This window comes from Xanthomonas sp. NCPPB 3442 (genome assembly GCF_056725145.1).
The window spans coordinates 4,083,481-4,096,098 of the sequence record NZ_CM161514.1 but is presented as its reverse complement, the minus strand read 5'-3'; the positions used below and the strand labels follow the sequence as shown (position 1 = coordinate 4,096,098).

12 protein-coding genes are annotated in these 12,618 nt (G+C 66.4%); 5 read left to right on the top strand and 7 right to left on the bottom strand.

The window, feature by feature from the left end:
* Positions 1 to 24: 24 nt before the first annotated feature.
* The 6 genes from AC1POX_RS17805 to AC1POX_RS17780 all read right to left on the bottom strand — a co-directional run bounded on the left by AC1POX_RS17805 (position 25) and on the right by AC1POX_RS17780 (position 7,075).
* The gene (locus tag AC1POX_RS17805) at positions 25 to 909 is read right to left on the bottom strand and encodes an ABC transporter permease (protein WP_014089425.1); all 885 of its coding nucleotides are present in this window, start codon (positions 907 to 909) and stop codon (positions 25 to 27) included.
* Entirely contained in the window at positions 906 to 1,739 is an 834-nt protein-coding gene (locus AC1POX_RS17800; RefSeq protein ID WP_338334399.1) for an ABC transporter ATP-binding protein, read from the bottom strand. Before AC1POX_RS17800 ends, AC1POX_RS17805 begins: the two co-directional genes overlap by 4 nt.
* Before the next feature lie 3 nt (positions 1,740 to 1,742).
* Entirely contained in the window at positions 1,743 to 2,789 is a 1,047-nt protein-coding gene (locus tag AC1POX_RS17795) for an ABC transporter substrate-binding protein (RefSeq protein WP_008573582.1), read from the bottom strand.
* A 40-nt stretch (positions 2,790 to 2,829) separates the two neighbouring features.
* Complete coding sequence (locus AC1POX_RS17790) at positions 2,830 to 3,747, bottom strand: TauD/TfdA dioxygenase family protein (protein WP_338338763.1); 918 nt, start codon at positions 3,745 to 3,747, stop codon at positions 2,830 to 2,832.
* Positions 3,748 to 3,995: 248 nt separating this feature from the next.
* Positions 3,996 to 6,479, bottom strand: a complete 2,484-nt coding sequence (locus AC1POX_RS17785) for an ABC transporter permease (protein WP_372356434.1) — start codon at positions 6,477 to 6,479, stop codon at positions 3,996 to 3,998.
* Positions 6,476 to 7,075, bottom strand: coding sequence for an ABC transporter ATP-binding protein (locus AC1POX_RS17780; RefSeq protein ID WP_372356433.1), 600 nt, complete (start codon positions 7,073 to 7,075; stop codon positions 6,476 to 6,478). The genes AC1POX_RS17785 and AC1POX_RS17780 overlap by 4 nt, the downstream gene beginning before the upstream one ends.
* Positions 7,076 to 7,184: 109 nt before the next feature.
* Here AC1POX_RS17780 and AC1POX_RS17775 point away from each other — a divergent pair, with 109 nt between their 5' ends.
* From AC1POX_RS17775 to AC1POX_RS17765, 3 genes are all read left to right on the top strand, one after another.
* Positions 7,185 to 7,853, top strand: coding sequence for an arylesterase (locus AC1POX_RS17775; RefSeq protein WP_005910775.1), 669 nt, complete (start codon positions 7,185 to 7,187; stop codon positions 7,851 to 7,853).
* 91 nt (positions 7,854 to 7,944) lie between these two features.
* Positions 7,945 to 8,679, top strand: coding sequence for a response regulator transcription factor (locus AC1POX_RS17770; RefSeq protein ID WP_242898829.1), 735 nt, complete (start codon positions 7,945 to 7,947; stop codon positions 8,677 to 8,679).
* 142 nt (positions 8,680 to 8,821) lie between these two features.
* Positions 8,822 to 10,093, top strand: coding sequence for a sensor histidine kinase (locus AC1POX_RS17765; RefSeq protein WP_039417740.1), 1,272 nt, complete (start codon positions 8,822 to 8,824; stop codon positions 10,091 to 10,093).
* Positions 10,094 to 10,511: 418 nt separating this feature from the next.
* On the opposite strand, the gene AC1POX_RS17760 is transcribed toward AC1POX_RS17765, so the two are convergent.
* Positions 10,512 to 11,213: an SGNH/GDSL hydrolase family protein gene (locus AC1POX_RS17760; RefSeq protein WP_014089428.1), complete on the bottom strand. Its 702-nt coding sequence runs from the start codon at positions 11,211 to 11,213 to the stop codon at positions 10,512 to 10,514.
* Positions 11,214 to 11,394: 181 nt separating this feature from the next.
* On the opposite strand from AC1POX_RS17760, the gene AC1POX_RS17755 reads away from it, so the two are divergent.
* Positions 11,395 to 11,775, top strand: coding sequence for a diacylglycerol kinase (locus AC1POX_RS17755; protein WP_005910722.1), 381 nt, complete (start codon positions 11,395 to 11,397; stop codon positions 11,773 to 11,775).
* A 96-nt stretch (positions 11,776 to 11,871) separates the two neighbouring features.
* Entirely contained in the window at positions 11,872 to 12,510 is a 639-nt protein-coding gene (locus AC1POX_RS17750) for a LemA family protein (RefSeq protein WP_008573598.1), read from the top strand.
* Positions 12,511 to 12,618 lie beyond the last annotated feature (108 nt).

Here is a 12,618-nt window from a genome sequence, read left to right as displayed (position 1 = left end):
CGCGACCGTGCCGCCGGGGCCGCGCTAGCGCTGCATGCCCCAGCGACGCACCGTGAGCCGCTCGATCGCCTGGAACACCACGCCCTCCACCAGCAGCCCCAGCACGATCACCATCGCCAGCCCCGCGAAGACCTTGTCGGTGTAAAGCTCATTGCGGTTCTGGAAGATGTACCAGCCCAGGCCGCCCTGGCCGGAGGTGGCGCCGAACACCAGTTCGGCGGCGATCAGGGTGCGCCAGGCGAATGCCCAGCCGATCTTCAGCCCGGACAGGATCGCCGGCAGCGCCGCCGGAACCAGCAGTTGCACCACATAGCGCGGGCCGCGCAGGCCGTAGTTGCGCCCGGCCATGCGCAGCGTGTCCGGTACCGCCTGGAAGCCGGCGTAGGTGGTCAGCGCCAGCGGCCACAGCACCGAGTGCACCAGCACAAACACTAGGCTGCCGGTGCCCAGCCCGAACCACAGCAAGGCCAGCGGCAACAGCGCAATGGCCGGCAGCGGGTTGAACATGGCGGTCAGCGTGCCGAGCACATCGCGGCCCCAGCGCGTGGAAGCGGCCAGCGCGGTCAGTACGAACGCCAGCAGCACGCCCAGCGCATAACCTTGCGCCAGCACACGCAACGACGCACCGACCCGGCGCAGCAGTTCGCCCGACAGCAGCCCGTCGTAGAACGCGCGCGCGGTCTGCACTGCGCCGGGCAGCATCAGATCGTCGCCGACCAGCCGCGCGGCGATTTCCCATGCCGCGACCAAGACCACCAGCACCCATGCCTTGCGCAGCCAGGGCGGTGCGTGCCAACGCGTGGGCGTGGTCGCGGCGCCCAGGGCAGGGTCCAGCGGGGTCAGTGCCACTTCGTACTCGGGCCGCACCGGTGGAATCGGCGGCACTGCGCTTGCGGTGCTGCGGCTCATGTCAGCGCCTGGCGTTGGCGCAGGGACGGGCGACGCAGCGGTGCCACCTTGTCGTCGTCCAGCGTGTCATCGGGCAGATCGAACAGCAGCCGGTGAATGCGTTGCGCGGTCTGCTGGAAGGCCACGCTGCCGGCACTGTGCGGGCCGAAGGCATGCGCGTTGAGTTCGGCGCGCACCTGGCCCGGGTGCGGCGACAACAGCAGCACGCGATTGCCGACCACCAATGCTTCTTCGATGGAATGGGTGACGAACAACAGCGTGAAGCGCAATTGTTCCCACAATTCCAGCACCTGCTCCTGCATGCGCGAACGCGTCAGCGCATCCAGTGCCGCGAACGGTTCATCCATCAGCAGGACACGCGGGCGCATCGCCAGGGCGCGTGCGATGGCTACACGCTGCTTCATGCCGCCGGACAAGGTGTGCGGGTAAGCATCTGCAAATCCGCTCAGCCCGACCTGGGCCAGACTGTCGTCTGCCCGCTCGCGCGCCTCGGCACGGCCGAGTTTGCGCGCCGCACGCAGCCCGAACACCACGTTCTCGCGCACGGTTTTCCATGGTGCCAACTGGTCGAATTCCTGGAACACCACCACCCGGTCCGGCCCGGGACCGGTGACCGCATGACCCTCCAGGCGGATCTGTCCTTCGCGCGGCGCAACAAAACCGGCAACCGCCTTGAGCAATGTGGATTTACCGCAGCCTGAGGGCCCCAGCAGCACGAAGCGGTCGGCTTCGTGCACATCGAAGCGCACGCGATGGGTCGCGCGCACCACGCGCTGGGCCGAGGCATATTCCAGGCTGACATGATCGACCTGCAGCAGGGGCGTGCTCATCGCTCAGCTCCCGCCCGCAATCAGCGGGTCGTCGAAAAAGTAATCGCCCACCTTGCCCGGCGCCTGCTTGATCGCCCCGCTGTGCTGCATGAACTTGCCCAGCCCCAGCGTGTTCTGCGGTGCCACGGTGAACTGCACTTTCGGGTCCTTGAGGATCTGCAGCACCAGCGCGCGGTCGATGCCCGAGCCATTACGGCGCAGGAAGATATCGGCCGCCTGCTCCGGATGGGCCGTAACGAACTTCGCCGCCTGGTCCAGTGCGGCGACAAACGCGCGGTAGGTCTTGGGATTGTCCTTGCGGAATTTTTCGGTGGCGTACAACACCGTTGCCGACGACGGGCCGCCTTCGATCTCGTAGGAACTGGTGACGATATGCGCGGCCGGGTTGCGCGCCAGTTCCTGCTCCTGAAACGGCGGGCTGGCAAAATGCGCGGTGATTTCGGTACGCCCACGGATGATCGCCGCGGCGGCATCCGGATGCGGCAAGGCGACTTGTAGCGCGTCGAGCTGATGGGTGCCCTTGTCGCCCCAACGTTGTTGCGAGGCGTGTTGCAAGAAACGTGATTGCACGGAGACACCCGTCGCCGGCACCGCAATACGGTCCTTTGGCGTGAAATCGCCGATGGACTTGATGCGCGGAGTGTTGCTGATCAGGTAGTACGGGAAATTGCCCAGCGATGCGACGCCGCGGACATTCTGGCGGCCGCGCGTGCGGTCCCAGATGGTGAACAGCGGCCCGACACCGGCACCGGCGATATCGATCGAACCGGTCAACAACGCATCGTTGACTGCCGCCCCACCGGAGAGCTGCAGGAATTGCACGTCGATGTCCACACCGGCGGCCTTGCCCTGCTGTTCGATCAACTTCTGGTCCTGCGCCACGTCCAGCAGCAGGTAAACGATGCCGAATTGCTTGGCGATCCGCAGCTTGCCTTCGGCCTGCGCATGCGCGCTGTGCAACAGCGGCAGCGCGGCCAACACCAGCAGCGCGATGCGCCGCGAAAAACGCCGGCGCGGCGCAGGAGCGTGGGAAGTGACGGTCAAACGCATGCGGCGCTCCAGTCGGGAAGGGGAGGGAACAGGTGCAGGCTCAGAACGGTGCATCGCCTTCGATGGTGGTGCGGTTGAGCCGACGGCGCAGATGATCCGGCGTGCCTGCAGCCAGATGCATCACCGAACGGTTGTCCCAGAACACCATGTCGTGCGGCTGCCAGCGATGCCGATACACCAGCCCAGCATGCGTGGAGTGTTCGAACAACCTCTGCAACAGCGCGCGGCTTTCGTCCTCGGGCAAGCCGACGATGCGCGTGGTGAAATGCTCGCTGACGAACAGCGCCTTGCGGCCCGTCTCCGGATGCGTGCGCACCACCGGGTGCTGCACCGGTGTCACTTCGGCAATCTGCTCCGGCGTCAGTGCCGGCCGCCACGGATTGCGGGCGCGCAACTCCTCGTACTTGGCCAGATAACTGTGTTCGGCACGCAGGTCCTGCACGGCGCGTTTGAGCGATTCGGGCAGCGTTTGCCATGCCAGGTGCTGGTTGGCAAAGAGGGTGTCGCCGCCTTCGCTGGGCAGCTCCTGCGCATGCAGCAGCGACCCCAGGCTCGGTGTTTGCTTGTACGACAGATCCGAGTGCCAGTAATGCCCGGCATCGCCCAGGCCGATCGGCTCGCCGTTCTCCTTGATGTTGGACACCACCAGCACTTCCGGGTGCCCGCGCAGTTGAAAGTTGCGCAGCACGTGAATCTGCAGCGGCCCGAAGCGGCGGCTGAATTCCACCTGCTGGGCCGGTGTGATGCGTTGATCGCGAAACACCAGCACGTGGTGATCCAGGTGCGCGCGATGGATACGCGCGAAGGTGGCGGCGTCCAGCGGTTGCGCAAGGTCCAGCCCGATCACTTCGGCGCCCAGCGGAGCGTCGAATGGCACGATCCTGACGCTGGAGCTCTGCACGGGGGAAGACGCATCGCGCGGCGTGTGCACACGCGCTGCGGAAGTGATGCTGGCCATGACGTGGCACCTCGACGGCAACGAAAGGCCGCCTGGGCCGGCGGCCGGACATACCACTCTAGGCAGTCGTGCCACCGCTGCGAACGTACGATTTGCAAGGTGCTTATGCGCTGCAGACATATGCAGCACTCACAGAAGAGCAAGGCCCCTCACGCTGCGCGCCACAGCGTCCGTGAGCTGGCCTGCAGCACAGCCACCGGGCCGCGCGTCGCATGCCGTTGCCCGCATGCGACGCGTTTTACCCGCGCTTATTCGCTCCGCAATGCCAACGCCGGCGGCGTGGACAGGATGCGCCGCGTGCCCGACCAACCCGCCAACAGACTCAAGGCCAGCCCGAATGCGCCGCCGAGCAGCAGGCGCGGCCAATCCGGTGTCAACGCCATCTCGAACGCCTGCTTCCCCACGACCGCGCCGATCACGGCCGCAGCGGTCACCGCCAGCGTCGCCGCCAGCAAGCCAAGCGCGCCGAATTCCACCAGCACCGCACCGCGTAGCTGGCCACGGCGTGCGCCCAGGGTGCGCAACACTGCGCTGTCGTAACGGCGTTCGCCCGCGGTGGCCTGCAATGCGGCCAGCAACACCAGCACGCCGGCCAGCAGGCTGAAGCCCATCACCAGTTGCACCGCCTGTGCCACCTGGTCGATGACCTCGCGCACGCGGCCCAGGATGGCATCGATATCCAGCAACGAAATGTTCGGATAGTCGCGACTCAGCGCCGCCAGCTTGGACGCATTGCCCGGCGGCAGGTGGAAGGCGGAAATCAGGTTGTACGGTGCATCGCCGACCGATCCTTGATTGAGCAGCAGGAAGAAGTTGACCCGGAACGAATCCCAATCGGCCTTGCGGATGCTGGTCACGGTGAACGTGCGTTGCTGTTCGCCCAGCAGCAGGGTGATGCGATCGCCCAGTTTGAGCTGGTAGCGCTGCGCCCAGCCTTCTTCCACCGAGGCTTCCGCCGCGGTGCTGCCGGCCGCCCAGAACTTGCCCTGCAGCAGCGTATTTGCCGGCGGGAACGCGTGACGCCAGGAAAAATTCACCGGGCGGTTGTCGCCGTCGCCATCGTCGGCCGGGTCGCGGTCGCCACGCACCGGCGGTTTGTCGTTGATGGCCACCAGGCGCCCGGTGGAAAACGGCTCCACGGCCGCATCCTTCACCCCCAGACCGCGCAGCGTCTGCAGCACCGGCTGGGTTTGTTCGGGCTGGATGTTCATCAGGAAGTAGTTGGGCGTATCGGCCGGTAGGCGGTCGCGCCATTGGCCGAGCAAGCCCGGGCCGACCACCGCCAGCAGCAACAGCGCGCACAACGACAGCGACAGCCCGACCAGTTGCACCACGCTCAAGCCGCGGCGCCGTGTCAGCGAGGCCAGGCCAAGTTTCCAGGCACCGCGCAGGCGGTGCTGAATCGGTCGCAGCAACGCGAGCAGGCCCAGCCCCAGCAACATCGCCACCAGTGCCAGCGCGGCCAGGCCGCCCAGCACCCAGCCGGCCAATACCAGGTTGCCGGTGGCATAGACGGTGAGCGCCAGCGTGGCGGCCAGGGCGGCGCCATACACCAGCAACGAGCTGGGCGGCACTGCAGCAAAGCTGCGGTTGAGCACGCGCATCGGTGGCACGTTGCGCAGCCGCAGCAGCGGCGGCAGGCCGAAGCCCAGCAACAGCACCAGGCCGATGCCCGCACCGGCCAGGGCCGGGGTGGCCTGCGGCAGCGGCAACCGGTTCGGGATCAGGCTGCCCAGCGCCTGCACCAGGCCTTCCTGCGCAAGCATGCCAAGCCCGATACCGACCAGGCAGGCCGGAATCGCCGTCAGCAGCAACTGCAGCGACAGCATTGCCAGGATGTCGCGCTGGCGGGCGCCCAGGCAGCGCAAGACCGCCACGGTGTCGATGCGTCGCATCGCAAACCGGTTCGCTGCCAGGGCCGTGGCCACGCCGGACAACAGCACCGCCAGCAACGCCGACAAGGCCAGGAAGCGGCCGGCGCGATCAAACGCTGCACGCATGCCGCGTTGGGTGTCTTCGATACCCACCAGGCGATACTCGCTGGCGCGTGGCTTGAGCCAGGCGCGCAAGTCGGCGATGGCATCCGGTGCGCCGGCGAACATCAACCGATAGGAGGCGCGGCTGCCCGGGCCGAGCAGGCCGGCGCCGTCGATATCGGCGCGATTGACCAGCAGCGGCGGCGAGAGCTGCATCAGCTCCCCGGAGGCATCGGGCTCGGCGCGCAACACGCCGGTGATGGTCAGATGGCCGGCACCGAATTCCAGTTGCTCGCCCACGTGCAGGCCCAGCGCTTCGAGCAGGCGCGGATCGGCATAGGCCTGGCCCGGCGGCGGTGCGCTGGCGACGCTGCCTTCCGTCCCGGTGCCGTCCTTGGACACCAGCAACTGCCCGCGCAGCGGGTAGCCGGGGCCGACGCCGCGGATATTGGCCATCTGGCTGGCATCGCCATGGAACAGCACGCTGGGAAAGCTGACCATGCGCGTGCTCTGCAGGCCGCGTCGCTGGGCTTCTGCGGCGAAGTCGGCCGGGATCTCCTGCCGCCCGGTCACGCCCAGATCGCCGCCGAGCACTTCGGCCGCGCTGGAGGTCAGCGCGAGCGTCACCCGGTCGACCAGGGTGCCCACCGCGGTCATCACCGCCACGCCCAGCACCAGCGCGGCGAACACCGTCAGCAGATCGCCGGCCAGGAATTCGCGGCGCACGGCGCGCGCGGCTTGGCGCACGACGTTCATGCCGCCGGACCGGTGTGTGCGTGCAGGCGGCCGCTGTCGATGCGGTAGATGTGCCTGCAGCGCTGCGCCAGGCTCATGTCGTGGGTGACCAGCACCAGGGTGGTGTCGCTGGTGGCATTGAGCGCGAACAACAGGTCGCTGATCTGCGCGCCGGTGGCCTGGTCGAGGCTGCCGGTGGGCTCATCGGCGAACAGGATGCGCGGGCGGGCCACGAAGGCGCGCGCCAACGCCACGCGTTGCTGCTCGCCACCGGACAGCTGGCGCGGGTAATGCCGCGCACGTGCACTCAGGCCCACGGCCTCCAGCACTTCGCGCACCCGCGCCGGATCCTCGCGCCCGGCCAGTTCCAGCGGCAGTGCGATGTTTTCTTCGGCAGTCAGCGCCGGCAGCAGGTGAAAACTCTGGAACACGAAGCCGACATCGCGGGCGCGTAGCGCGGCGCGCGCTTCTTCGTCGAGCTGGCCCAGGTCCTGGCCCGCCAGCGCAATGCTGCCGCGGCTGGGCAGGTCCAGCCCGGCCAGCAGGCCGAGCAGGGTGGTCTTGCCCGAGCCGGACGCGCCGACGATGGCGATGCTGTCGCCTTCACTGACCGTCAAGCTCACGTTGTCGAGGATGTGGAGCGTTCCCTCCGGGCCACTGACGGACTTGCCGACCTCGCGAACGTCGATGGCGGTGCGGGTGCTGGAGCGGGGGGCCAGACTGTCGATGAGGAATCTCCGAATGCGTGAAAGAACACTGCGATATGGCGTGCTGGCCCTGTGGCTGCTGACACTCTCCCTGCTTGCGCCGGGGATTGCCTCTGCCAAAAGTCCGGTCGCCACTGCGCCGGTCCTGGTGGTGGGCGACAGCCTGAGCGCTGCGCACAACATCCCGGTGCAGTCCGGCTGGGTGACCCTGCTGGACCAGCGCCTGAAGCGTGACATGGCGACGCCACCGGCAGTCGTCAATGCCAGCATCAGCGGCGAAACCACCTCCGGCGCGCTGACCCGGCTGCCGGGCCTGCTGGAAAAACACCGCCCCGGCGTGGTGGTCATCGAGCTCGGCGGCAACGACGCGCTGCGCGGGCTGACCCCGGCCCAGCTCAAGGGCAACCTGGAAAAGATGATCCAGCTCAGCCAGCACGCCGGCGCCAAGGTGCTGCTGCTCGGGATCGACGTGCCGCCCAATTACGGCCCAGCCTACCGCGAGCGGCTCAAGGCGACCTATGCGGACCTCTCCACACAGTACAAGACCGCGCTGGTGCCGTTCTTCCTGGAAAAGGTCGCGCTGCAGCCCGGCCTGATGCAGGCGGACGGTCTGCACCCCACCGCCGCCGCGCAACCGAAGGTGCTGGAGACGGTATGGCCGGCATTGCGCCCGCTGCTCGGCCGCTAAATGCCGCGGAACACGAAACGTTATCCGGTCTTCACGCTCTTTCCACCGTCGATCCGGCATGTTTCACAAAGCTGAAGACCGAGGAAAGTCCATGCGTCAGACCAAGGAAACGTCCGGCCTCGTGCTGGTCGTCGAAGACAACCGCAATATCTCCGAAATGATCGGCGAGTACCTGGAAGGCCGTGGCTTCGAGGTCGACTACGCGCAGGACGGCCTGGACGGCTACCGTCTTGCCGCGGAGAACAGCTACGACGTGGTCGTGCTGGATCTCATGCTGCCACGCCTGGACGGCATCGAAGTGTGTCGCCGCCTGCGTAACGACGCACGCAAGTCCACACCGGTGTTGATGCTGACCGCCCGCGACACGCTGGACGACAAGCTCACCGGCCTGGGCTTTGGCGCCGATGACTACCTGACCAAGCCGTTTGCGATTCAGGAACTGGAGGCGCGCCTGCGTGCCCTGATCCGCCGCGAGCGTCGCCAGGTGGGCTCGGAAGTGCTCAAGGTCGCCGACCTGGTGCTGGACCCGGTGAGCATGCGCGCCACCCGTGCCGGCACCGAGCTGCAGCTCTCGCCGATCGGCCTGCGCCTTTTGACCATCCTGATGCGCGAATCGCCGCGTGTGGTCACCCGCCAGGAAATCGAGCGCGAAATCTGGGGCAACGGTTTGCCCGATTCGGACACCCTGCGCAGCCATCTGTACAACCTGCGCAGCCATCTGTACAACCTGCGCAAGATCATCGACAAGCCGTTCGACCGTCCGCTGCTGCACACCGTGCAGAGCGCCGGCTATCGCATCGCCGACATCGCCCAACCGATGGCGTGATGTCACGCGCCGGCCGCCGTTCTGGCGGCCGGCCGCTGTATAGGCGCTCATGCGCCGCTCGATCTCCTGTGCTGCCGGCTGGTTGCACGAAGGACTCACGGAAGCGTTGCCTATACTCCGGCGCTCTTCCCTGGATGCAGTAATGCCACACGGGCTTCCGAGAAAAATACGTCTCGCCTTCCTGTTGCAGGTCGCGCTGGCGAGCCTGGCGCTGGTGCTGGCCGGGTATCTGGTGTCGTTCGTCATCAAATACAGCCTGGTGCGCACCGTGCTCGCCGACGAGGCCGTGCATTTCTGGCAGATGCAAAAGAGCGTGCCGGACAACCGGCCGCCCAATACTCGCAATATCCAAGGGTATTTTTCGCCCGCCGGTACCGCCGCCGAGGCTGCACCGGCCGCACTGCGCAACCTGTCTCCGGGTTTCAGCGAAGTGGCTGCCGCCGATGCGCTGGTGTATGTCGATCAACGCCCGGAGGGGCGGCTGTATCTGGTGTTTCCGCGCTCGCGTGCGGCGCATCTGACGCTGTGGTTCGGTGTGGTGCCGGCAATCGTGGTGTTGGTGGCGATCTATGGCGTGTCCTGGTTCACCTATCGGGTTTCCAAGCGGCTGGTCTCGCCGATCAGCTGGCTGGCCCGGCGCGTCTCGCATTGGGACCCACGCAACCCGGATGTGGACGAACTGGCTCCGGAGCGGCTGCCTGCCGAATTGCAGGGCGAAACGCGCCAGCTGGCCGCCGCGCTGCATGCGCTGGGGCTGCGCGTCAGCGAGCATGTCGCGCGCGAACGCAATTTCACCCGCGATGCCAGCCATGAATTGCGCACTCCGCTCACGGTGATCCGCGTGGCCAGCGACATGGCCTTGGCCGACGACGAGTTGTCGGCGCGCACGCAGCGCAGCCTGCGTCGCATCCAGCGCGCCGGCCACGATATGGAAGCGGTGATCGATGCCTTCCTGATCCTGGCGCGCGAAGCCGAGATCGACCCGCAGAGCGAAAATTTCGATGTGGCCGAGCTTGCCAGCGAAGAGCTGGAAAGTGCGCGCGAATTGCTTGGCGACAAACCGGTGTCGTTGCGCATGGTCGGCGACCGCAGCCTGCAGATGTTCGCCCCGCCCAGGGTCATGCGGGTGGTGCTCAGCAACCTGTTGCGTAACGCCTGCGCTTACACCGATACCGGCAGCATCGAGGTCGAGGTGACCCACGACCGCATCGTGGTCCGCGATACCGGCATTGGCATGAGCGAAGAGGCGCGTGCCCGCGCGTTCGAACCGTTCTTCCGCGCCGACCCCACCCGCCCGCAAGGCACTGGGCTCGGCCTGTCGATCGTCCGTCGGCTATGCGATCGCTTCGGCTGGCGTATCGAACTGCAGAGCCAAGCCGGCGTCGGCACGTCCGTGGCGGTGGTCGTCGCCTGAGGCGTCACTTTGTGGTCCTGGCGCTTGCTGATGACGCCTTGCTGCCGCTCAACAGTCACGCGGCATGGCAGGAAGACGACGACCGGCTGCTGCACGCGCTCGGCTAACCGCTTCGATCACCCTATTTACCGCTCGGCAGCCGGAACGCTCAACGTGGTGCCAACAGTGTACCGGCGCGTGGACGTTTGCAGTGCCTTTAGCGACGTTGCAGGTGCTTGGCATTGCCGGTATTTCTTGCCCACACCGCCAATGCGGTCGCCACGTGCCCAAATCGCAGACCCCTACGTCAGTTGTGTGTGGGAACAGGGCCGGCAGGCTGCCGCCACGAAAAAACGCGCTGGCATGGAGCGGCAGCCAACGTCTCGCCTGCAGGCCGGCCGATCCGGCGACAGGCGCGCCGGATCGGCTCGGTTGCGTTCTAGCGTTGTTCCAATACCGGTGCCACGACCTTGCGCCAGATCGCGTAGCCATCGGCCGTCATATGCAGCCTGTCGGCGCGGAACAGTTCTGCGCGCGGTTTGCCGCTGGCATCGAGCATCGGGGTGTAGATGTCGACGAAGTCCACACGCGGCAGCGGGGCTAGCGCGTCCTTGATCAGGCGGTTGGCCTTGATCACGGCCGGCAGCAGTTGCGCGCGCGACGGGCTGGGCTTGATCGACAGATAGCTGATGCGTGCCTCGGGCAGGTCGCGGCGTACACGTGCCACGAATGCCAGCACATCATCGCGCACCTGTTCGGGTGTGCGGCCACTGTTGAGGTCGTTGTCGCCGGCGTACAGCACGACCTGGCGTGGCGCGTATGGAATCACGATGCGGTCTGCGTACCAGGTGCTGTCGCGCACTTCCGAGCCGCCAAAGCCGCGATTGATCACCGGTTTGCCCGGGAAATCCTGGGCCAATGTCTCCCAGAACCGGATCGATGAACTGCCGACGAACACGATGCCGTGCTTGGGCGGCGGCTGACGCGCGTCGCTCTCGGCGAAGCGTTGCATGTCTTGTTCCCAAGCGGCATTGGAAACCTGCGCCGGCACCGCCGGAGCGGTGTGCAGGGCGTCGGCATACGCATGGCCGGACAGGAGGACTAGGGCGCACAGCACGCTGCGCAGGCGATGGATGGTCATGCAGGAACCTTCAAAGTGAAGCGGGCTGCCATGGTGCGCCAGGCTGGAAGCTGAGGGCAAACCTGCCGGTAGCTGGCGGGGCGGGGCGCCACGGTGCAAGATTCGCACTTTCCCCAGCAGCGACCATGCCATGCGTTTGATTTGTTCCCCTCTTCGCCCATGCGGCAGGACGCACTGACGCATGGCCGATCAATTGGGGCACGTCCCGCGCGGCCCGCGTCGCATGCTCAAGGCGGCGATCTGGTCATGGCAGGGATTGCGCGCGGCGTGGCTGCACGAATCCTCGTTCCGCCTGGAGGTCTGTCTGGCGGCAGTGCTGGTGCCGCTCGGTCTGTGGCTCGGGCAGTCGGGACTCGAGCGCATTGCACTGATTGCACCACTGTTGATCGTGCTGGCGGCCGAACTGTTGAACTCGGCCATCGAAGCGGTGATCGAACGCTACGGCCCGGAACATCACGTATTGGCCGGGCGTGCCAAGGACATGGGCTCGGCGGCGGTGTTCGTGCTGCTGATCAATGTGCTGCTGTGCTGGGGATTGATCCTGTTGCCGCGGCTGTGGTGACGCGCGGCAGGCTGGGAGAGCCGGGCAGGGGCGTGTGCATGCGGGCTTGACCTGGCACGTGGCATGCTCGGGCTCTCTTCCAATGGAATCGCCTGCATGCCTGTCCTGATTCGCGCCTTGGTGTTGCTGATCCTGACCGCGTCGCTGTCCGGTTGCGGCTACAACGCGATCCAGCAGAAGGAAGAGGGCGTCAAGGCCGGTTGGTCGGAGGTGCTCAATCAGTATCAGCGCCGCGCCGATCTGATTCCCAACCTGGTACGCACCGTGCAGGGCTACGCCCAGCAGGAACGCCAGGTCCTGACCGAAGTGACCAATGCGCGTGCGCGCGTCGGCCAGATCCAGGTCAACGCCGATGACGAAGCGTCGTTGAAGCAATTCCAGCAGGCGCAAGGCGAGTTGGGTAGCGCGCTGTCGCGGTTGTTGGTGGTCAGCGAGAACTATCCGCAGCTCAAGTCGGACCAGTCGTTCCGCGATCTGCAGGTGCAGCTGGAAGGCACCGAAAACCGCATCACCGTGGCACGTGGCCGCTATATCCAGACCGTGCAGGACTACAACACCTACATCCGCTCGTTTCCGCAGGTGATCACGGCCAAGATCTTCGGCTACCAGCCCAAGCCCAATTTCAGCGTGGAAAACGAAGCGCAGATCTCGCGCGCCCCGCAGGTGGATTTCGGTAATCAGCAGACGCCGCAGCAGGCACCGCAGCAACAGCCCGCGCCGCAGCCTGTGCAGTAATCAGTTGCTGTGCGTGCACGGCGCTTGTGCAGTGGTCGCTAGCAAGCGCAGTACGCGCGCTGTCGAGCAACGTACGGGCACGCGCCAGGTGATGCGCGCCGAGCCGCA